The sequence below is a fragment of the Streptomyces sp. NPDC017202 genome, from assembly GCF_044331705.1.
Taxonomy (GTDB): domain Bacteria; phylum Actinomycetota; class Actinomycetes; order Streptomycetales; family Streptomycetaceae; genus Streptomyces.
Map to the genome: position 1 here is coordinate 301,529 of NZ_JBIRNP010000001.1, position 20,048 is coordinate 321,576.

General features: G+C 72.0%; 16 protein-coding genes. 3 read left to right on the forward strand and 13 right to left on the reverse strand.

The genetic code is table 11. From position 1 onward, the window contains the following. Positions 1-6: 6 nt before the first annotated feature. From ACH4N1_RS01215 to ACH4N1_RS01260, 10 genes are all read right to left on the reverse strand, one after another. The gene (locus ACH4N1_RS01215) at positions 7-1,182 is read right to left on the reverse strand and encodes an alpha/beta fold hydrolase (protein ID WP_398093621.1); all 1,176 of its coding nucleotides are present in this window, start codon (positions 1,180-1,182) and stop codon (positions 7-9) included. 55 nt (positions 1,183-1,237) lie between these two features. Beyond that, positions 1,238-2,182, reverse strand: coding sequence for a chlorinating enzyme (locus tag ACH4N1_RS01220; protein WP_382789396.1), 945 nt, complete (start codon positions 2,180-2,182; stop codon positions 1,238-1,240). A 20-nt stretch (positions 2,183-2,202) separates the two neighbouring features. Next, positions 2,203-4,002 (reverse strand): amino acid adenylation domain-containing protein, encoded by a 1,800-nt coding sequence (locus ACH4N1_RS01225; RefSeq protein ID WP_398093623.1) that lies wholly within the window; start codon positions 4,000-4,002, stop codon positions 2,203-2,205. A gap of 61 nt (positions 4,003-4,063) precedes the next feature. Continuing rightward, positions 4,064-5,014: a DUF6039 family protein gene (locus ACH4N1_RS01230; RefSeq protein ID WP_398093624.1), complete on the reverse strand. Its 951-nt coding sequence runs from the start codon at positions 5,012-5,014 to the stop codon at positions 4,064-4,066. Between the two features lie 102 nt (positions 5,015-5,116). After that, complete coding sequence (fabD, locus tag ACH4N1_RS01235; RefSeq protein ID WP_398093625.1) at positions 5,117-7,501, reverse strand: ACP S-malonyltransferase; 2,385 nt, start codon at positions 7,499-7,501, stop codon at positions 5,117-5,119. Next, positions 7,498-8,289, reverse strand: coding sequence for an enoyl-CoA hydratase-related protein (locus ACH4N1_RS01240; RefSeq protein WP_398093626.1), 792 nt, complete (start codon positions 8,287-8,289; stop codon positions 7,498-7,500). Before ACH4N1_RS01240 ends, fabD begins: the two co-directional genes overlap by 4 nt. A 4-nt stretch (positions 8,290-8,293) precedes the next feature. Then, entirely contained in the window at positions 8,294-9,526 is a 1,233-nt protein-coding gene (locus ACH4N1_RS01245; RefSeq protein ID WP_398093628.1) for a hydroxymethylglutaryl-CoA synthase family protein, read from the reverse strand. Further along, complete coding sequence (locus ACH4N1_RS01250) at positions 9,510-10,409, reverse strand: DUF6039 family protein (RefSeq protein ID WP_398093629.1); 900 nt, start codon at positions 10,407-10,409, stop codon at positions 9,510-9,512. Before ACH4N1_RS01250 ends, ACH4N1_RS01245 begins: the two co-directional genes overlap by 17 nt. Before the next feature lie 88 nt (positions 10,410-10,497). Then, a complete protein-coding gene (locus ACH4N1_RS01255; protein WP_398093631.1) occupies positions 10,498-11,811 on the reverse strand; it encodes a cation:proton antiporter in 1,314 nt (437 codons plus the stop codon). Between the two features lie 70 nt (positions 11,812-11,881). Further along, the gene (locus ACH4N1_RS01260) at positions 11,882-12,640 is read right to left on the reverse strand and encodes a Crp/Fnr family transcriptional regulator (protein WP_398093632.1); all 759 of its coding nucleotides are present in this window, start codon (positions 12,638-12,640) and stop codon (positions 11,882-11,884) included. Positions 12,641-12,970: 330 nt separating this feature from the next. On the opposite strand from ACH4N1_RS01260, the gene ACH4N1_RS01265 reads away from it, so the two are divergent. Both ACH4N1_RS01265 and ACH4N1_RS01270 read left to right on the forward strand, forming a co-directional pair. Beyond that, entirely contained in the window at positions 12,971-14,272 is a 1,302-nt protein-coding gene (locus tag ACH4N1_RS01265) for a cytochrome P450 (RefSeq protein ID WP_398093633.1), read from the forward strand. 10 nt (positions 14,273-14,282) lie between these two features. Then, the gene (locus ACH4N1_RS01270; protein WP_398093634.1) at positions 14,283-15,035 is read left to right on the forward strand and encodes a 4'-phosphopantetheinyl transferase family protein; all 753 of its coding nucleotides are present in this window, start codon (positions 14,283-14,285) and stop codon (positions 15,033-15,035) included. Here ACH4N1_RS01270 and ACH4N1_RS01275 read toward each other — a convergent pair. Together ACH4N1_RS01275 and ACH4N1_RS01280 are read right to left on the reverse strand one after the other, a co-directional pair. Further along, on the reverse strand, positions 15,017-15,685 hold the full coding sequence (locus ACH4N1_RS01275; RefSeq protein ID WP_398093636.1) for a Crp/Fnr family transcriptional regulator: 669 nt from the start codon (positions 15,683-15,685) through the stop codon (positions 15,017-15,019). The genes ACH4N1_RS01270 and ACH4N1_RS01275 overlap by 19 nt on opposite strands. Positions 15,686-16,448: 763 nt before the next feature. After that, the gene (locus tag ACH4N1_RS01280) at positions 16,449-17,732 is read right to left on the reverse strand and encodes a cytochrome P450 (protein ID WP_398093638.1); all 1,284 of its coding nucleotides are present in this window, start codon (positions 17,730-17,732) and stop codon (positions 16,449-16,451) included. Between the two features lie 602 nt (positions 17,733-18,334). Here ACH4N1_RS01280 and ACH4N1_RS01285 point away from each other — a divergent pair. Continuing rightward, positions 18,335-18,910, forward strand: coding sequence for a YdeI family protein (locus ACH4N1_RS01285; protein WP_398093639.1), 576 nt, complete (start codon positions 18,335-18,337; stop codon positions 18,908-18,910). Positions 18,911-19,413: 503 nt separating this feature from the next. Here ACH4N1_RS01285 and ACH4N1_RS01290 read toward each other — a convergent pair. After that, positions 19,414-20,031, reverse strand: coding sequence for a TetR/AcrR family transcriptional regulator (locus ACH4N1_RS01290; protein WP_398093640.1), 618 nt, complete (start codon positions 20,029-20,031; stop codon positions 19,414-19,416). Positions 20,032-20,048: the final 17 nt, after the last annotated feature.

Genomic DNA, 20,048 nt, shown 5'->3' on the forward strand with positions numbered 1-20,048 from the left:
CCCGTCTCAGCGCGGGGCGGCCTGGCCGCCGGGGTGCTCGCGCAGGAAGCCCCGCGCGAGTTCGCCCAGTCGGCCGCCCAACTTGAAGAGTGAGATGTGATCGCCGGTCGGCTCGACGCTGAGCGTCGCGTTGGGCAGCCGCCGGGCCACCTCGGCCGATCCGAGCGGATTGGCCGTGGTGTCGTCCTCGCTGGTGACCACCAGCGTGGGGTGGTCGACGCCGACCAGCAGCGGGTTGACGTCGATGTCGGTGATCGCGCCGTTCAACCGGCAGTAGCGGTAGAACAGTTCGGAGGTGGCGAACGGGTAGAGCACCAGGTGCGCGAGGTCGGGCGGGGTGCCGCCGAGCATGGTGCCGAGGAACACCGCGTGCACGGCGGCGGCGGTGTCGCGGTCCTCGGCGGCCATCGCCATCAGCGCCTGGATGTTCCGGTGGTGGTCCAGCTTGGGCGATTCCGGTCCGAGTTCGTACGCGCCGTGCCAGAGGCTGAGCGAGTCGATCCGCTCCGGGCTGCGGCGGGCCGCGGCGAGCGCGACCACGCTGCCGCCGCAGAAGCCCAGCAGGTGGGCGGTGCGGATGCCGAGGTGGTCCATGACCGTGAAAACGTCCCCGGCCTGCGCCTCGGTGTCCCACCCGAGTTTGTCGAAGTCGGGTTCGTCGGTGAACAGGCCGCGGGTCTCCCAGGTGACGATCCGGTACTCGCCGCCGAGCAACTCCAGCCAGCGGGAACACAGTTCGGCGGGCATCCCGCAGGCGGAGGCGATCAGGACCGCGGGCGCGGCCGGGTCGCCGACCGTGTAGACGGGCAGCCGGGCGCCGTCGGGGGCGACGGCGTCGAGGGCGGTGCGGAACCTGTCGAAGGAGGCGGCGGCCACCCGGTCGGCGATCCCGGTGATCTCGGCGGGGCCGGCCGGGAAGCCGTCCAGCTCGGGCCGGCCGAGGGCCGGGCCGAGCCGTTCGCCGATGATCCGTTCGAAGACGCCGCTCTCCCCGTCCGGGGCGGCCGGCCCGACGGCCAGCGGGACGCCGAGCCGCTCGGCCAGCGCGGCCAGCAGTTCGGCGCGCGGACCGGCGGGCGCGGCCACCCGGGCGGGCGGGTCGAGGCGCACGGCCAGCGCCCGCAGGCCGCGCACCGTCTCGGCGAGTGCGGTCGCGGCGGCCCGGGCCTCGTGCTCGGTCATCGGCTCGTACGCCTTCCGGTCGGTGTCGGTCGGTGTCGGTCGGTGTCGGTCGGTGTCAGCGGGTGGTGAACGGGTGACCGAGGGTGGTCCGGGTGACCATCCGGTTGTGGTCGTACCGGTTCTCGCCGCCGACCAGGACGGCGCCGTAGCGCTCCAGCGAGACGGTGCCGCCGTACTCCTCGATCTGCTCGGTGTCGGGGTAGACCCGCACCGAGGTCGGCACGTACCGGCCGGCGAAGCCCAGGCGCATCTCGTCGGTCTTGCCGCTGTGCGGCCAGGAGGCGTGCATCAGGGTCGACCAGAACATGATCGCCTCGCCCGGGCGCATGACCATCGACACCGCCTGCGACTCGTCGGGCTTGAAGTCGGCGTCGACCTGCAGCTCCCGGTAGTCGTAGCCGAAGAAGCCGCGGCGGACGCCGCCCTTGTCCACCTGGTTGATGGAGTCCGGGGTGTAGTGCATCTTCTTGGTCTCGTCGTAGTTCATCCGGGTGTGGGAGCCGGGGATGAACTGCAGGCAGCCGTTGTCCTCGTTGGCCTCGGTGAACGCCGTCCACACCGTGATGGTGCCGCCGAAGTCCTTGTGCTCGTCGGGCCACAGGATCTGCGGCACGCCGGAGGCGTTGGCGAAGGTGTCGGCCTGGTGCCAGTCGGTGCCCTCGTCGCCCGGGTACTTCGGGAAGAACTCGCTGCGCCAGCACAGCACGTCGGGCCCGAGCACGCTGGCCACCCGGTCGACGATCTCCGGCCGGCAGATGTGGTCCGCGAGGAACTCCGAGTCCAGGTGCCGGTCGTAGTTGGAGATGTTGGTGTTGCCGGACTGCGCCGCCTCGTCCTGGTAGACGGCGTTGCTGCGGTCCATCAGCCGCAGCCGCTCGATCCGCCAGCGGCGCTGCATCTCCTCGATCTCGTACACCTTGAACGGGCCGAAGTAGCCGCGCTCCTGGAAGCTCGCGCGTTCCTCGGGCGTCAGCGTGAAGCCGCCGGTCACGTCGGGCACGGTGGTGCTCCTCTCTCCACTCACTTCGGGTCCTGCGCATCCACGCAGGCGGACAGCTGGCGGACGGTCGCCGCGTCGAGTTCCGCGCCGGTCAGCGACAGCTTCCAGCGCCGGTTGACGGAGGCGATCACCCGCATGAACGCCAGTGATGTGGCGCCGTGCTCGAACAGGTCGTCGTCGAGGCCGATGCCCGGCCGGGCCAGCACCTCGGTGACGATCGCGTCGACCTGCCGCTGCGTGGGCGACAGCTCCACGCCGCCGCCCGCCGGGCCGGCCGGGGCCTGCCGGTGCGACAGGGCGGGCAGCGCCGAGCGGTCGACCTTGCCCTGCGCGGTGGTCGGCACCTCGGTGATCAGCCGGTACGCGGAGGGCCGCATGTGCTCGGGCAGCGTGCCCGCGGCCCGGGCGGACACCTCGGCGACCAGCCGGCCGAGCGCCTCGTCGTCGATCTCGGCGCCGGGCTGCGGCACCAGATAGGCCGTCAGACGGACGTCGCCCTCGCCGTGGTCCTGCGGGACGACGATCGCCGAGGCCAGCCGCGGGTCGTCGGCGAGCAGCGCCTCGATCTCGCCGGGTTCGATCCGGAAACCGCGGATCTTGATCTGGTCGTCGGCCCGGCCGACGTACAGGTACTCGCCGTCGGCGGTGCGCACCGCGCGGTCGCCGGAGCGGTACAGGCGCACCGCGTCCGCACCCGTGCCGACCGTGCGGAAGCGCTCGGCGGTCAGCTCGGGCCGGCGGTGGTAGCCGCGGGCCACGCCGGTGCCGCCGACGTACAGCTCACCGGGGGTGCCGGCGGCGACCGGGCTGCCGTCCTCGGCGAGCAGGTGCAGGGTGACGCCGGGCAGCGGGCGGCCGATCGGGCTGACGCCGGGCTCGTCGAGGTCGGCGCGGGTGATCGGACGGGCCGTCACATGGACCGTGGTCTCGGTGATGCCGTACATGTTGACCAGCGCGGGCCGCTCGTCGCCGTAACGGGCGAACCAGGGCTCCAACAGCTTGACGTCGAGGCGTTCGCCGCCGAACACCACCAGGCGCAGCGCGGGCAGCTTCTCGGTGGAGGCGCCCACCAGGCGGCGGAACGCGGACGGCGTCTGGTTGAGTACCGTGACGCCCTCGTCGGCGAGCAGCTTGTGCAGCAGCTCCGGGGAGCGGACGGTCTCGGTGCCGGCCACCACCAGGCGGCCGCCGTGCAGCAGCGCGCCCCACAGCTCCCAGACCGAGAAGTCGAAGCTGATCGAGTGGAACAGCGTCCACACGTCGTCCGCGCGGTAGCCGACCAGCTCGGCGGTCTGCTCGAACAGGCGTACCGCGTTGCGGTGTTCGACCAGGACGCCCTTCGGGACGCCGGTCGAGCCGGAGGTGTAGATGACGTACGCGAGGTCGCTCTCCCGGGACTCCTCGACCGCGGCGGGCGCGGCCGGCGGCTCGGTGTCGCGGTCGAGCCAGACCACCGGCGCCGCGCAGTCCGCGAGGCGCTCGGCGACCCGGGACACCGAGACCACCGCGGAGACCTGGCTGTCGTCGAGCAGGAAGGCGACCCGCTCGGCCGGGTAGGCCGGGTCGACGGGCACGTACGCGGCGCCCGCCTTGAGGATGCCGAGCAGGCCGACCACCAGGTCGGCGCTGCGGTCGACGCACAGGCCGATCAGCCGGTCGGGGCCGGCGCCGGCCTGCCGCAGCCGGGCGGCCACCGCGTCGGCCTCGGCGTTCAGCTCGCGGTAGGTGAGGGCGCGGTCCGCCCCGCTCACCGCCACGCGGTCCGGCGTCCTCGCGGCCTGGACTTCGAAGAGTTGGTGCAGCGTCTTGCCGGAAACCATGGCGAATCTCCCATCCGGTACGGGTTCGCGGGGCGGGCGCGCCGGGAGCGCGCCGGAGCGGTCAGCCCTGGGCGGCGGCGGTCTTGGTGGCGTACATGCCCCAGTGCTGCGGGGTCAGGGCCAGATCCTGCAGGCTGCCCTGGACGAACATCCGCTCCCAGCCGCCGCCGCCCTTCTCCTCCGGGATCCACTGCTTGGTGAACACCTCGCGCGCGGCCGGGCTGGTACGCGCCCGAAGGCCCATCAGGTTGTAGTAGGAGCTGAGTTTGCGCAGGTGGATGAACCAGTGGATCCGGTCGGACAGGCCGAACGCCTCCTCGTAGAGGAAGATGGTCGCCTCGCCGCCCAGTGAGGCGTTCCAGCTCTCGGTCAGCGCGCGGGCGAACTCCCGGCCCTCGGCGCGGAACTCGTACTTCAGCTCACCGGTGCGGTGCATGATGATGCCGGAGTTGGCGGAGTGCAGCAGCTCGTCGGGCTTCTGCGAGGTCTGGTGCTCGGCGGTCGGCACCACGAAGCGGTCCACGCCGCTGTCCTCGACCACCGAGGACAGCTCGGTGTCGGCGGTGCCGTACATCCCGAAGCTCTGCGGGATCAGCACCGTCTCCTTCAGGCCGCCGTCGAGGAACATCCGGTCCCAGGAGCCGCCGCCGCGCTCCTCCGGGATGCGGTTGCGGAACATCACCTCGCGCCAGCCCTCGTCCTGGGAGCCCATGCGGACAAGGGTCTCGTACGCCTCCAGGGAGCGCATGTGCAGCAGCCAGTGCAGGGTGTCCTTGGTCCCGAAGGTCTCCTCGTAGACGAAGGTGGTCGCCACACCGACGTACCGGGTGTTCAGGTACTCGGAGAGCTCGCGGGCGAACTGCCGCCCTTCCGAGCGGAATTCGGCCCGCAACTGCCCGACGCGCTCGACCACGACACCGGCGTTCGCCGAGTGCAGGACATCCGCGACCGGAAGGGACGTCTGCTGCTGGGCGACCGGGGTGGAGAATTCGGAATCGGCCTTCTCGGTCATGAACGGGCTCCTTGGTGAATGGTTCGAATTGCCGCTCTGCGCGGCACAATTAGGCCATTTCTTCGGAGATCGGCGCAGCTCACTATTGAGCAGGCCGCCGAATTACCGGCCCAGCGAGGAAAAACGGTCCCGGAGGACCTCGGCCGCGCCGGCCATCAATGCCTCGGCGACGGCGTCGACATGGCGGTTGCGCCAGTCGGCGAGCGCGGTCCCGGCGGCGAAGCGGTTGAACGCGCCGATCGCCGGGCCGGTGTGGATCTGGTAGTTGACGCGCTCGGCCGGGTCGCCGCGCATCGCCGTCCGGGTGCTGTGCACGAAGTACCAGCGGAACACCAGCGCCATCCGGTGCTTGGGGTCCCGCTCGGCCCGCTCGACCTCCTGCGGGCGGCCGGTCCGCAGGTAGTGCTCGCGGGTCTCCTTCCAGACCTGCTCGAGGTCGCGGCGGAACCAGCCGTCCTCGATCGTCCGCCGCAGCTTGGCGTCGATCGCCTCCAGGCCGTCGTACCGGCGGTACGCCTGGTACAGCTTGTTGGCGCGCGCCGCGAACAGCGTGCCGCGCCGCAGCACCTGCACCCGCGCCCCGATCTCGAACATGTCACCGGCCGGCGCGTACCCGGTGTCCTGGACGTCGGCCTGTGCCAGCAGGTCCTTCACCGCGTCGGACGTCCCGGCCTGCGGGGTGCACTGGTTGACCGAGCCGGTGACCACGAAGTCCGCGCCCAGCACGAACGCCGCCGCCAGGCTCTCCGGCGCGCCCAGGCCGCCCGCCGCGCCGACCCGGATGCCGTCCGGGTAGCCGCGCTCGGCCACGATCCGGTCCCGCAGGCCCGTCATCGCGGGCATCAGGGTGTACGCCACCGCCGCGTCGGTGTGCCCGCCCGAGTCGGCCTCCGCGCACACCTCCCCCGCCAGCGGCAGCGCGCGGCCCGCCTCGGCCTCCGCGGCGGTCAGCAGCCCGTCGGCGAGCAGCCCCCGTACCAGCGCCTCCGGCGCGGGCTCCATGAACGCCGTCGCCACCTCCGGCCGGGACACCTTGGCCAGCAGCCGGTTCGGCGCCACCGCCCGGCCCGCGCCGTCCCGGTGCGCCCCGCTCAGCCGGTACAGCACCAGCGCCCGGGTCGGCTGGGTGAAGCCCGACGCCTCGACGAACCGCACCCCGTGCCGCAGGAACAGCCGCGCGGTGGCCTCCTCCAGCGCCGGGTCGTGCAGTGCGTGCAGCAGGTTCATCCCGAAGCCGCCGCCCGGGCCCAGTTCGGCGCGGAGCGCGGCGATCGCCGCCTCGATCCGCTCGGTCCGCAGCCCGCCGGTCCCGAAGTACCCGAGCAGCCCGGCCCGCCCCATCCGGGCCACCAGCTCGGTGGAGGCGATGCCCTTGTACATCGACCCGGCCAGGTACGCGTAGCGCACCCCGTAGTCGGCCCGGAACGCCGCCGAGCCCAGCCGCTCCGCGGTCGGCCCCGGGACTCCGTCAGCGGGGCCGCCGGGGAGGGGAGGTGCCGAGCCCGCGGCTGCCGCGGCCGGGGACGGGGCACGCGCCGGCCCGGCGCCGGGCGCCGCGTCGGCGGCCGCTCCGACCGCCACAGGTGCCGAGTCGCCGCCGGCGGCGTGCCGCGGTGCCGGCGCCGGCCCGTTCGCCGCGTCCTTCACCGCCGCGTCCCACAGTCCCGTCAGCACCCGGCCCGGCCCCTGTTCGGCGATCCGGCCGACGTCCCGCGCCAGCAGGTGGCGCATGCTCTCGGACCAGCGGACCGTGCTGTGCACCTGGGCGGCCAGCAGCCGGCGGACCTCGCCGGGGCGGTAGGGCCGGGCGGTGACGTTGGCGATCACCGGCAGGCGGGGATCGCGCAGCTCGAACCCGTCCAGGAAGGCCGCGAACTCGCGGGCGGCGTCGGCCATGTAGCGGGAGTGGAAGGCCGCGCTGACCCGCAGCGGGACGCAGCGGCCCGCGCCCGCCGCGGTGACGGCCCCGGCGGCGCGGCGCAGTGACTCGGCGGGGCCGGAGAGGACCACCTGCTCGGCGGAGTTGAGGTTGGCGAGGTCGACGTCGTCGAGGCCGGCCTCGGCGAGCAGATCGGCGATCCGCGTGGCGCCGGGGCCGACCACGGCGGTCATCGCGCCGCCGGTGGCCCGGCCCATCAGTTCGCCGCGGCGGGCGACCAGGGCGAGGCCGGTCTCGAAGTCGAAGGCGTCGGCGGCCAGCAGCGCGTTGTACTCGCCGAGGCTGTGCCCGGCCAGGAAGTCGGGGGCGGGTTCGCGGGCCGCGTACGCGCGCCGGGTCAGCTCGTTGACGACGAACAGCGCGGGCTGCAGGTAACGGGTGTCGGTGAGCCGTTCGCCGGCGTCGCCGAGGCAGAGTTCGCGCACCGAGAAGCCGAGGATCCGGTCGGCGGCGGCCATCGCCTCCGGGTAGCGGTCGAACAGGTCGCGGCCCATGCCGCGGCGCTGCGCGCCCTGGCCGGGGAAGAGCCATGCGGTGCGCCGCGTCACGAGCCTCCCTCCCACGGGAAGCGCTGCCGTTCGGCGAAGTCGGCGATCCGGCGGCCGACACCGTCGGAGGACATCAGCCGGGCGAACTCGTCGATCGCGGTGCGCTCGACCTCCGGGGTGATGATCCACATCTTGGCGAAGTACCGCTTCAGGTCGCCGACCGTGGCGCCCTCCACCTTGGTGACCCGGAAGGCGAGCCGGCGCAGCGCCGGCTGGAGCTGGTCGGCCAGCTGGTCGACCAGGCCGGACAGCAGTGCCTGATCGGCGGTCACCGGCAGGGTGCTCAGGCTCATCGCGTAGGCCTTCTGGAAGCCGGTGCGGCGGATCAGGAAGGGGGCGACGCTGCACGGCAGCAGGCCCCACAGCGCCTCGGGCAGGCTGAACGTGGAACGGGGCGTGGCGAGCACGAAGTCGCTGGCGGCGACCAGGCCGACGCCGCCGCCCGCCACCCGGCCGTCGACGGTGGCGACCACCACCCGGGGGGTGAGGGTGAGGCGTTTGAGCAGGCCGAGGAACTCGGCGCCGCCCCGCGCCGCCCGCTCCCGGTCGGGGCGGCCCTCGGCGGCCGCCCCGAGCAGGTCCATGCCGGTGCAGAACACGCCGTCGCCTCCGGTCAGCACCACCACCCGGCAGTCCGGGTCGGCCTCGGCGGTGTCGAGCGCCGCGTGCAGTTCCCGGATCATGGCGGTGTCGATGCTGTTCTGCGCGTCCGGGCGGTCGAGGGCGACGGTGAGGACGCCCGGCACGCCGGAGAGTCGGATCGTGCGGTGATCCGTGCCCAGGTCCATCTGCTCAGCTCCATCGATAGCGCCGGTGGAAGTTCTCGATCCGGTCCAGCACCAGCTGGTCCCTGCCGTGCAGCGCCGGGTCGTAGACGTCCGCGTACCGCGACACGTCGAGGACCGCGTCCTGCACGCCGGGGGCGCCCTCGGCGGTGTGCTTCGCCAGCCGGTCGTAGTCGGCGACGGCGAGCCGGTGCCGGGCGTCCAGGTGCTCGGCGGTCCGGTACCGGGCGAGCAGGGCGGGCGCCCCGGCGCCGACCACTCCGCTGTAGAACTCCGAGGCGCAGCCCGACCCGTAGGAGAACAGGCCGACCCGGCGCGGCTCGCTGAAGTCGCCGTGCTCGATCAGCGAGAGCAGGGCGACGAACAGACCTGCCGCGTAGGTGTTGCCGATCCGGGCCGGGTTGACCAGCGAGGCGGCCATCCGGTTCTGGAAGTCGGCCTCGATGGCGTCCGGGGACATCCGTTTGGCCCGGCGCATCAGGTGCCGGTGGGCGCCCTTGACCATCCCGCCGAACGGGGTGTGGAAGGCCAGGTGGTCGAAGGTCGCGACGATGTCGGCCCCGGCGACCGTGTCCCGGTAGTCGGCGAAGGAGCGCTCCAGGCACTCCAGGTAGGCCAGCAGCGAGAGGTCGGAGTCGCCGGCCGCCAGGTCGGGGCGCGGCCGGCAGGTGTCCATCACCTCGTAGCTGTAGAGGCCGGCCGCGCCGGGGTCGAGGTCGAGCACCTCGGGTTCGGGGCCGAGCAGCAGGGCGGCCGCGCCGGCGCCGTGGGACGGCTCCCAGTACGGCATGCCGACCACCGAGCCGCCCGCGTCGGCGGCGATCACCAGCGCCCGGGCCCGCGGGCGGGGGCTGCCCGCCAGCAGGCCGAGCGCGGTGCGCAGCGCCGCGGTGCCGCCGTAGCAGGCGTGCTTGACCTCGAAGGAGCGGCAGCGCCGGCCGAGGCCGAGGTAGTGGTGCACGTAGGTGCTGATCGGCTTGCCGAAGTCCAGGCCGGACTCGGTGCCGACGATCACCGCCTCGATGCTGTCGCGCTGCTCCCCGGTGAGCCGGTCGAGGATCGGCCTGGCCGCGTTCACGGCGTTGGTGACCGGGTCCTCGCACGGCAGGTTGACCGACTTCTGCACCATCATCAGGTTGTCGAAGCGGTCCAGGTCCAGTCCGCGCGCGTGGAACAGCTCCCTGACGTCCAGGGCGGCCCGCCCGACATAGGCGTTGGCCGCCTCAACTCCGACGGCCATGCAGCGGCGCCCAGAGGGTGTCGGTCATCGTGCCGTCGAGCACCGTGCGGTGCCAGCCGCCGCCGCCCTTGCCGTCGGGGACGACCTGGGAGGTCATCAGGCGGCGCAGCTCCGGGTCGGTCTCCTGAAGGGCCATCAGCTCGTGGTAGGCCTCCGCGGAGGCGAGGTGGATCAGCAGGTGCAGGCGGTCCTGCTGGCCCCACATCTCCTCGTAGAGGAAGGCGGTGGCGCGGCCGACCATCGCCTCGGAGACGTGTCCGGCCCACTCGAACCAGAACTTCCGGGCCTCCTCGCGCAGGGCGTAGCGGACCTGGAGGCGGCGGTGCACGGTGAGCGGGGTGTTCACGGAGTGCAGCAGCTGCTCGGGGGCGAGCCGGGACTGGTAGCGGGCCGGCGGCTGGAAGGTGTCCAGCGGGTGGTCGTCGTCCTCGTCGTGGTGGCTCAGGCCGTGCTGCGGGCAGATGATCGTCTCGGTCATCGACCCCTCGACGAACATCCGCTCCCAGTTGCCGCCGCCCTTGGCGGGCAGCCGGTCGCCGGCGGACACCTCGGCCCACTTCTGCGAGTGGTCGACCATGTCGAGCATCCGGCGGTAGTCGCTGGGCTCCTTCAGGTGCAGCAGCCAGTGCAGCCGGCTCTGCGTCCCGAACAGCTCCTCGAAGGCGAAGATCGAGACATAGCCGACCTGGGCGTTGTTGATCAGATCGACCAGGTCGGCGGAGAAGGACATGCCCTCCTCGCGGAACTCGTTCTTCAGCTGCCCGACCCGGTGGATCAGGAATCCCGCGTCGGCGGAATTCAGCAGTTTGTCCAACGGCACCGAGGTCTGATGGAACGCCGGCCTGATCCTGGGTTGCGTGCTGGAATTCTCTGCGGCCGTCACGCCCGCCTCCTTTTCCATGGAAATTAGCCGGTCGTCCCCGACAATCCCTACCGGATGACGTTAAGAGCGCGCGGCGGATTCCTGCTGCTCAATTCTGCGCAGGGTCGGCCGGCACCGAGGCGCGGTCCGACCAGGCGGCGAGTTCGACGGCCCGCAGGCGCTCCTCGGAGCGGTGCTCGACCTTCGCCATGGTCCAGCGCAGGGTGGGCGCGGCCATCACCGAGGTGAGCACGGCGACCAGCACGACGATCGAGTACATCGCGGGGCTGAGCACGCCGAGCCGCAGGCCGATGGTCGCCACCACCACCTCGACCGCGCCGCGGGCGTTCAGCCCGGCGCCCAGCGCCAGGCCCTCCCAGTGCGTCAGGCGGCCGAGCCGGGCGCCCAGGTAGGCGCCGGCGAACTTGCCGCCGACGGCGAGCAGCAGCACCACCGCGGCGGCGGCCAGCGTCCCCGGGTCGCCCAGCACCGCCAGGTCCACCTTCAGGCCCGCCCCGGCCAGGAAGATCGGGGCGAACACGGAGAGCGTGACGGTCCGCAGCGAGGCGAGCCGCACCGCGGTCTCCCGGGAGGGCGAGCTGAGCAGGCAGCCGACCGCGAACGCGCCGAGCGCCGACTCCAGGCCCAGCGACTGGCTGCCGGCCGAGGCGGCCAGGATCGCCACCACGGTGATCGCGATCACCGGCCCGGAGCCCTCGGCCTTCTCGGCCCGCCCCAGGGCCCGGCGCAGCAGCGGCCGGGCGGCGATCACCACGGCCAGGAACAGCAGCAGGTGCCCCACGCTGGAGACGACGTGACCGGCCGTCAGGGCACCCACCGTCATCGCGGAGACCAGCGACAGGAGGATCCAGGCGACCACGTCCTCGCCGGCCGCCGCGGCCAGCGTCAGCTGGCCGATGTCGCGGTGCAGCATGCCGAGGTCGGTCAGCGTCTTGGCGATCACCGGGATCGCGCTGACGCCCATCACCACGCCGATCAGCAGCGCGAACGAGGAGCGGTCGGCGTGCGGGCCGAGCAGCCGGCCGGGCAGCAGCAGGCCGGTGGCGACGCCCAGGCCGAGCGGCAGCACCAGCGCCGCGGTGCTGACCGAGAGCACGGTGCGAGGGCGGCGGCGCAGCATCCGCAGGTCCAGGTGCGCGCTGGACAGCCCGATGAACAGCAGTACGCCGAATGTGCTGACCGCGTCCAGCAGTTGGGTCTGTGAGCGGTCCGCCGGCCACATCCAGGCGAACGCCGCGGGCGAGAGGTGTCCGAGCACCGTCGGGCCGAGCACCACTCCGCTGAGCAGTTCGCCCACCACACCCGGCAGACCCACCCGGCGGGCCAGCTGGCCCATGCCGGATCCGACGAGCAGCAGGGCCGCCAACTGCACCAGGAACAGCAGGGTCTGATGCTCGCTCATGTCGACCTTCTCCTTCGGGGCCGGTCTTCCTGAGCCCCAAGGGTTGGCGTCGCGACGAGTGCCCAGCTACTCAGAATTGAGCATCGGCCGGCAGTCGGCCCTCGATGTAGTCGCCGAGCCGCCGGTCGTCGACGACCAGCGAGCCCTGCGTCATGTCGACCAGTCCGGCCTCCCGGAAGCGCTTGAGGAACAGCCCGACCCGGGAGCGGGTGGTGCCGACCATCTCGGCGAGTTCCTCCTGGGTGATCCGCGCCCGGATCAGCACCAGCCGGCCGCGGCGCGTGCCTATCTGCTGGGAGAGCAGGAGCAGCCGGGCCGCCAGACGGCGCTCGCACTCCATCGTCACCATGTCGACGATGATCTTCTGCTGTTCGATCACCCGCTCGCCGAGGTGCCGCACGTACTCGGGCAGCAGCCCCTCCTCGGCGAGCACCGACAGGAATCGGTCACCCGGTATCCGACGCAGCGTCGTCGGCTCCAGCGCGACGGCGGTGTCCGAGCGCTCGCTGGCCAGCAGCCCCAGCTCGCCCAGGGCGTCGCCCGCTCCGGAGATGGAGAGCAGACATCGCTTGCCGCTCCCGGTGGTCATCAGCGTTTTGACCTGACCGGTCTCGATCACGTATATGTGCCGGTCCTGGCCGCCGTCCACGTACACGTGTCCGCGCCGGGGCACCGTCAGGGTCGGGGTGTCGTGCAGCCGGGTGGCGCACAGCGCGCGCAGCTTGGCGCGGAAGCGGGCCGAGTCGGTGTCGGCCGGCTCCGCGGCACGCCGCACGGGGACCGCGGTGGCGGTCGGACGGGTCCGGTGGTACTCCAGTGTTGCCCTCATCTTCAACCTCGAATCGCCTAGAGAACGGCACAGACGCGTCGTCCCGGGCCGGGCAGCCCGGCCCGGTGGACACGTCGGAACGGTGTCTGAGATCGCCAGGATGTGCGGATAAGCGAGGTGCGGGGGGCAAGCATAGGAAAAGATTCGGCCGACACCAATGCCCTCGCCGCCATTGGACGCAGGCACGCCGAACCGGCCGCGGCGGCACCCCGCCGACTTCGCACGATGCTCAATCCAGCGCAGAAATGCCCGGTTCAGCCGGTCTAGGTTCGGGGCGCTCGGGCGTACCCGCCGGAACGAGCCGACCTGCCGAGGAACGGAGTCTGCCCCGTGAATGACCGGTCATCACAACCCGGCGCGCCGTCCGGTCCCGAGGACCCGAAGGTCCTGCCGACCGGACCGCGGGTCGACCCCTACACGCTGTACTCCGACATGCGTGCCGAGGGCGTCGTCCACACCATCCGCGAACCCAACGGTCTCCACCGCCGGCTCGTGCTGCGCTACGCCGAGGCCCGCGACGTCATGAACGACGCCCGCTTCGCCAAGGACCCGGGCCTGGCCTGGGACCAGCTGCGCGACGCCGGCTACGTCAAGGGCGAGCGCGACAACCGCGCCGACTATCTCTACCACCTGGTCAACACCGACCCGCCGGACCACACCCGGCTGCGCAAGCTGATCAGCAAGGCGTTCACCAACCGCCGGATGGAGGCGATGCGCCCGCGCGTGCGGGAGATCGCCGAGCAGCTTCTCGACGGCCTCGCCGGGCAGCGGACCGTCGACCTGATCGAGAGCTACGCGCACCCGCTGGCCACCACCGTCATCTGCGAGATCCTCGGCGTGCCGAACGCCGACCGGGAGAACTTCCGGATCTGGGCCACCGCCATGCTCACCGCCCCGGACGCGGTGGTCGACGGCGCGCTCACCCCGCAGGAGGGCTACGCGGCGATGCAGTCCTTCTTCACCGAGCTGCTGGCCCGCCGCCGTGAGGAACTCAAGGACCTCGCGGAGACCGACGAGGACACCAGCGACCAGCAGCCCGATGTGATCACCGGCTTGATCGTCGCCCGCGACGAGGGCAACCGGCTCACCGAGATCGAGATGGTCTCCACCGCGATGCTGCTGCTCAGCGCCGGCCAGGAGCCCACCGTCAACCTGATCGCCAACGGCACCCTGACGCTGTTCGACAACCCGGAGCAGTTCGCCCTGCTGCGGGCCAAGCCCGACCTGGTCGCCTCGGCCGTGGAGGAGTTCCTCCGTTACGACCCGCCGGTGGAGCTGTCCACCATGCGGGTCTCCACCGAGGACGTCGAGGTGGCCGGCACCATGATCCCGGCCGGCAGTGTGGTCACCGTCTCCATCGCCTCGACCAGCCGCGACGAGCGGCAGTTCGAGAACCCCGACCAGCTGGACATCACCCGCACCGACAACCCGCACCTGGCCTTCGGCTACGGCCTGCACCACTGCCTCGGCGCCCCGCTCGCCCGGATCGAGGGGCAGGAGGCGATCGCGGCGCTGGTCGGCCGCTACCCGCACATCTCGCTCTCCGGCACCCGGGACGACCTGCGCTGGCGCCCCACCCGGATCATGCGCGGCCTGGTCGAGCTGCCGGTCGAGCTCGGCCCGCGGGCCTGACCCGCACCGGATGGCAGAGGGAGGGCTGCGGCCCGGCAGGCGCGAGGCCCACGTGTGGACCGCGCGCGTGCCGGACTCGGACCGCGACCCCGCGGTCCGGGCGGGGCTGGCACTGCTCACGGCCGCCGAGCACGACCGGCTGGCCCGCTTCCGCTTCGCCCGGGACCGCGCCCAGTACGCGGTGGGGCACTCCCTGCTGCGCACCGCGCTGACCTGGTGCCACCCCGAACTCCTGCCGCAGCAGTGGGAGTTCCGCACCACCTGGCACGGCCGTCCGGAACTCGCCGGCCGCGCCGCGGAGACCGGGCTGAGGTTCAACCTCTCCCACACCCCCGGCGCGGCCGTCTGCGTGGTGGTCCGCGGGACCGACTGCGGCATCGACGTCGAGGAGACCGGTCCGCACCGCACCCGCCGACTGCCCGGAGTGCTCGCCCCCGCCGAGGCCGCCGCGCTCACCCGGCTGCCCGCCGACCGGCAGGCCGACGCCCTGCTCCGGTACTGGACGCTGAAGGAGGCCTACACCAAGGCCCTCGGCCTCGGCCTCGCCCACCCGTTCAGCCGCTGCGACTTCGGCGCGCTGCCCGACACCGGGACGATCGCGCTGGCCGCCGACGCGGCGGGCCAGTGGCAGTTCCACCAGTGGCGGCCAGGAGCCGGCCACATCGCCGCGCTCGCCCTGCGACGCGGCGCGGGCGCCGCCGGGCTGGTGGTGGTCCACCACGGCGACGCCCCTGCCGGATCCGCTCAGACCTTCGCCACGTAGCGCGCCAGCCGGGTCTCGTGCACGGTCAGCTGGGCCGAGCCGCTGTGCACCAGCAGCCCGTCGTCGGAGAACCGCTTCAGGAAGAACCCCACCCGGGAACGCGTGGTCCCGACCATCTCCGAGAGTTCCTCGTGCGTGATCCGCCGTTCCATTCTCAGCTCGGCCCCCTGCCGCCGGCCGACCTTTCGAGCGAGATCGAGAAGTGTCACCGCGAGCCGCTGCTCGCAGTTCATGGTCACCATGTTGGCGATCAGCCGCTGCTGACAGGACAGCTGTTCCATCAGGTGCAGGGCGAACTCCTCGGCGTTCTCCAGATCCTGCAGAACCGCCGCCACATGCGCCGCCGACAACTTCCGCAGGACACTCCGCTTCATCGCCGTCGCGGTCTCCGCGCGCATTCCCTGGAGAATTCCCAGCTCACCGAAGAACTCCCCCTCCACGCATACGGAGAGCAGACACCGCTTACCGTCCAGGGAACCCGAAACGATCTTGACCTGACCCTCTTCGACCAGGTACAGACTGTTGTCCGACTGCCCGCTGGAATACACGTTCTCGCCGCGCACCAGCCGCACCGCCGGGGCCGACCTCCCACTCCCCACCATTCTGTCCCGCAGGGTCTCCCATAACGACATGGACGTGGAGACGAACATTACTTCCCCCTTGCGTACTGTTGCCTCGCACATTAATCAAGCCGGGTTTCGGTCAACAATGCAGTCGAAAACCCGTCCTATAGTTGCCCTCTGCGCCCTGGCCAAAACCCTTGCCACAGGCCTCCAACCACCCGCCCGACCCGGCCCGATCACCCGCCCGATCCGGCCCGATCACCGGCCGAAAGAGGAGCAGCCGACAGCCACTTCCGCCCGGCACGCCGTCGATCTCGGCCCGGGCGGCCTTCCGACCGGGGAGGACGACCGCGCGGGGTCGACGCCCCGGGGATCGCTGCTGCGCGACATGGGCCTGACGCCCCGCCGGCCCGGGCGCACCCTTCTGCCTGCCCCTACCGCGGCCGCCCGGCTCGGCCCGGCGCTCCTTGCCCGGCGGCACCTCCCGGGGGCATCGCCCTTCGAGGAGGGGGAGCTGTTGCGCGCGTGCAGATGCCGAAGCTTCACCGGCTCCCGGGCCTGCCGCTCGAACCGGTCCGTCCGGTCGGCGAGTTGCGTGGCCATGGCCACGATCTGCGCAGCCCGAAGGGCGATCCCCCCCGGCTCGCCGAGCCGGACGGCTCGACCACGGGCGAGCACGACCCGCTCGTCACGCGTCATCGACTCCAGCCCGGGCAAGGCAAGCGAGGTCCCAGGTCATCCCGATGAGCACGGTGGGCTGGACCTGGGTGCTGCCGCCTGCGCCGCGCCGGCGGGGACCTCGGTGTCCGGAGCACGGATCGGGCAGGGGCGTTCCTCGCCGGGGTACGGGTTATGCCTTGGCCTCCGGTACCGGGTGCACGGTCATCGGGACTGCGCTGGCCCCCATGATGCCCTTGCACACCTCCCGGACCGGGCGGCCGGGCACCGGCCGGAGTTCGAAGCGGGGCAGCACGGTGGCCAGCGCGAAGGCCATCGTCAAGTTGGCCATCGATTCCCCGGCGCACAGACGGGTACCCGCGCCGAAGGGCATGAACATCTCGCGGCGGGGCTGCTGGGGGTGCCCTGGTGACCACCGGTCGGGGTTGAAGGTCGTCGGATCGGAGTAGACGGCCGGGTCGCGGTGCAGGGCGGTGAGGCTGACCAGCAGTTCGGCCTCGGCGGGGAACGCGAAGCCGCCGACCTGTACGGGTCGGGTGGTGCGCCGCATGTCCATCCAGCCGGGGGTGCGCAGCCGCAGGGTCTCGTTGATGACCTGGCGGGTGTACACCAGTCGGCGCAAGTCGCCCATGGTGGGGTCCCGCCCGTCCAGCACCTGGGCGAACTCCTCGCGCAGTCGCCGGGCGACCGTGGGGTGCCGGGCGATTTCGTAGAAGGCCCAGCCCAGGGCGTGTCCGGAGCTGTCGCCGCCGGCGATCAGCATGGACAGCACCTCGTCGCGCAGTTCGCCCGGGCTCATGGGCCGGCCGTCCGCGTCCCGGGCGGCGACCATGCTGGACAGGATGTCGTCGTGGTCATGGGGGTCGGTCAGGTACCGGTTGATGATCGAGGCCAGCGCCGCCTCGAGCCGGTCCCGCGCCCGGATGAAGCGCCGGTTGGCCGGGGTGGGCAGCTTGTCGACCAGGTCGCTGGGGACCACGCTGCGGATGCCGACGCCGGCTATGAAGTCGGCGATGGTGACCCGGATGGTTGCGGCGTCGCCGGCCACCTTGTCCGAGGAGAACAACGCGGTGTTGATCAGATCGTTGGCCAGGGTGTCCATCTCCCGCGCCATGTCCAGAACGGTACCGGGCTTCCAGGTGTCGACCTGCGCCTTGATGCCGGCCAGCAGCGCGGCCACGTCGTACCCGGGGTGGTCGTGGCTGAACGCCGGCTGGACCATCCGGCGCTGGCGCAGGTGGAAGGCGCCGTCGGAGCTGCCGAGCCCGTTGCCGACCAGCGGGCGCACCTTGGTGAAGAACCGCCCCCGGGCGAAGGTGTCGCCGCCGTCGCCGAGTATTTCGCGGACCATGGCGTGGTCGTTGATGAGGAAGGTGGGAGTACGGCCCATGCGCAGCCGCAGCACGGGTCCCTCGGAACGGACCCGCTCGAAGAAGGCCAGCCTCTGGGCCGCCACGGCCGGTCTGTGCCCGGCAAGCAGAACGCTGCCTGACGCGACTGGCACAGAACTGACAACCTGATCCCCCGACATACGCTCGCTCCCGTCGTCTTTTTTCACTGGAACAGGAGGTACTCACCCAACGCCTCGCCTCAACCGGCGGGCCGTCCAAGTGTGTTGCGATGCTAGCCCTGGCCGATGGCCGCCCGGCGCTCAGAATTGAGCATCAGCACCGGAATCCGGCCACTTGCAGCGGCGGTCCCCTCACGGGTGACGATGAGCATCGCGGCCCGCTCGACGAGGGCATGGAGCAGGCCGAGTGCGGCAGGACAGGCAACCGACGCGGCTCCCGTGCTGATGAGTTGAGGCGTCGAACACCTCTCCCGACAGCCCAGGAACCTCGTGCGTTGCGGGAACCTGCCTCGTCACCCGTCAGGTGGCCATGCCGAAAAGGCCCAGTGCCGTCGCTCTCGCCTGTCGTCGATCAAGGACCCGGGCCGAACCGGCCGGGCACCGATGAGGCCACAGCCCGTCGCGCGCGTTTTCAACAGATCTCGGCCAGCCCCGCCGGTACCGGAGGACCCCTGCTCGGGCCGCAGTCTTGTGCTTGACTGACACGCATGGCCCGAGACGAAGAGATCATCGAATTCGCATCGGCGGCGGAGCTGGAGGATTGGCTCTCCCGCAATTACGCCGCTTCCGGCGGGTTCTGGCTGAAGCTCAAGAATGACGCAGCGGGCAAAGACGCCCTGACGTACGCCCAGGCCCTCGACGTGGCACTGTGCTACGGCTGGATCGACGGCCGGAAAGGCAAGCTCGACGACGCCCACTGGCTCCAGCGGTTCACGCCGCGGTCGGCCCGCAGCCGGTGGTCGAAGGTCAACCGGGAGAAGGTCGCCGCCCTCGTCGAGCAGGGCCGGATGCGACCGCCGGGGATCGCCGAGGTCGAGCGGGCCAAGAAGGACGGGCGCTGGGAAGCGGCCTACGCGGGGGCGAAGACCGCCACCGTCCCGGACGACCTGGCGAAGGCGCTGGAGGCCAACCCGGCCGCCGCGGAGTTCTTCAAGACCCTCGACAGCCAGAATCGCTACTCCATCCTCTACCGGGTGCAGGACGCCAAGAAGCCCGAGACCAGGGCCCGGCGCATCGAGAAGTACGTCGGCATGCTGGCCAACCAGGAGAAGATCCACAAGTGACCGCACGGCGGCATCCTGCCGCCCAGGCGGCTCAGTCGGCGCCCGGGTTCCCTGTCGCGGGCCGGTGACCTGGCAGCGCTCGCGGAACTCGGCTCCGGCGGCCGCCGCGCCGTCGGCCAGGACCTGGTCGAGGAGGTGTCGCGGGGGCGTAGGCCGCCGGGACTTCCTCGATCGCGCGGCAGCAGCCCTCGATGTGCACGCCGCCGAGCTCGTGGACGACGCGGTGGAGCGGCGGGCAGCCGGTCGCCCTGACCGCGTCGGGCAAGCCTCAGCGGCGCAGCCGGTCCACGCCCGGCGGCTGAATGCGGAGGGTGGGCACGGTGTCGGCGGGAAGCCCGACCGGGCCGGCAGCAGGACGCGGTACCCGGTCGCTCCGGTCGAGGTGACCGCGCGCGGGCGATGGCCCTGACCGTACGCACCCGGTCCCGGGCCGGCAGCGCGGTATTGAGTGATCGTCAGCGGTCATTACCGGAGGGTGTGGGCGGTGAGGCCGGTCCTGGCGGCTACGGGCGGACGATGGGCATGATCAGCTCGTCCACCACGGCCACCAGGTAGTCGTCGGGAACCGGGGACGAGTCGCCGAGGAAGCGCTGCACCAGCATGGCGGGCCCGAGTTCGGCGACCAACGGGCTGAGCCGGCCGGAACGGATCTCGCCGCGCCGCACCCCGCGCTCCAGGATCAGCTGGAAGACGTTCTGCCGGGGCTGGAAGACGCGCTCCTGCACCAGGCGGACCATCGGCCCGTCCCGGTCGATCTCGGCCAGCAGGCTCTGCATCGCGCGGCCGACCGGGGAGTTGAGGACCTCCGCCTTCTGCCGCATGTGCTCGACCAGGTCGTCGCGGACGTTGCCCTCGTCGGGCGCGTCCTCGGGCGCGGGCAGGGCGTAGTCGAGCGTGTCGACCACGAGCTCGGCCTTGCTGGGCCAGCGCCGGTAGAGCGCCGCCTTGCCCGTCCGGGCATCGGCCGCCACCCGGTCCATGGTCAGCCTGGCATAGCCGACGGCCTCGAGCTGGGTGATCACCGCCGAGTAGATGGCGCGCTCCAGGTCCTCACCCCGTCGGCGGCTGGCCGCCGCCTTCCTGGGCGGGCCCTGGCCTTCGACCGCGGCGTCGGCAGCCAATCCTGCTCCGGACACGG

Bases quoted from the DNA above. Each gene is read 5' to 3' on its own strand.
- ACH4N1_RS01215 (WP_398093621.1), bottom strand. From the start codon at position 1,182: ATGACCGAGCACGAGGCCCGGGCCGCCGCGACCGCACTCGCCGAGACG.
- ACH4N1_RS01225 (WP_398093623.1), bottom strand. From the start codon at position 4,002: ATGGTTTCCGGCAAGACGCTGCACCAACTCTTCGAAGTCCAGGCCGCG.
- ACH4N1_RS01230 (WP_398093624.1), bottom strand. From the start codon at position 5,014: ATGACCGAGAAGGCCGATTCCGAATTCTCCACCCCGGTCGCCCAGCAG.
- ACH4N1_RS01240 (WP_398093626.1), bottom strand. From the start codon at position 8,289: ATGGACCTGGGCACGGATCACCGCACGATCCGACTCTCCGGCGTGCCG.
- ACH4N1_RS01245 (WP_398093628.1), bottom strand. From the start codon at position 9,526: ATGGCCGTCGGAGTTGAGGCGGCCAACGCCTATGTCGGGCGGGCCGCC.
- ACH4N1_RS01255 (WP_398093631.1), bottom strand. From the start codon at position 11,811: ATGAGCGAGCATCAGACCCTGCTGTTCCTGGTGCAGTTGGCGGCCCTG.
- ACH4N1_RS01260 (WP_398093632.1), bottom strand. From the start codon at position 12,640: ATGAGGGCAACACTGGAGTACCACCGGACCCGTCCGACCGCCACCGCG.
- ACH4N1_RS01270 (WP_398093634.1), top strand. From the start codon at position 14,283: ATGGCAGAGGGAGGGCTGCGGCCCGGCAGGCGCGAGGCCCACGTGTGG.
- ACH4N1_RS01275 (WP_398093636.1), bottom strand. From the start codon at position 15,685: ATGTTCGTCTCCACGTCCATGTCGTTATGGGAGACCCTGCGGGACAGA.
- ACH4N1_RS01285 (WP_398093639.1), top strand. From the start codon at position 18,335: ATGGCCCGAGACGAAGAGATCATCGAATTCGCATCGGCGGCGGAGCTG.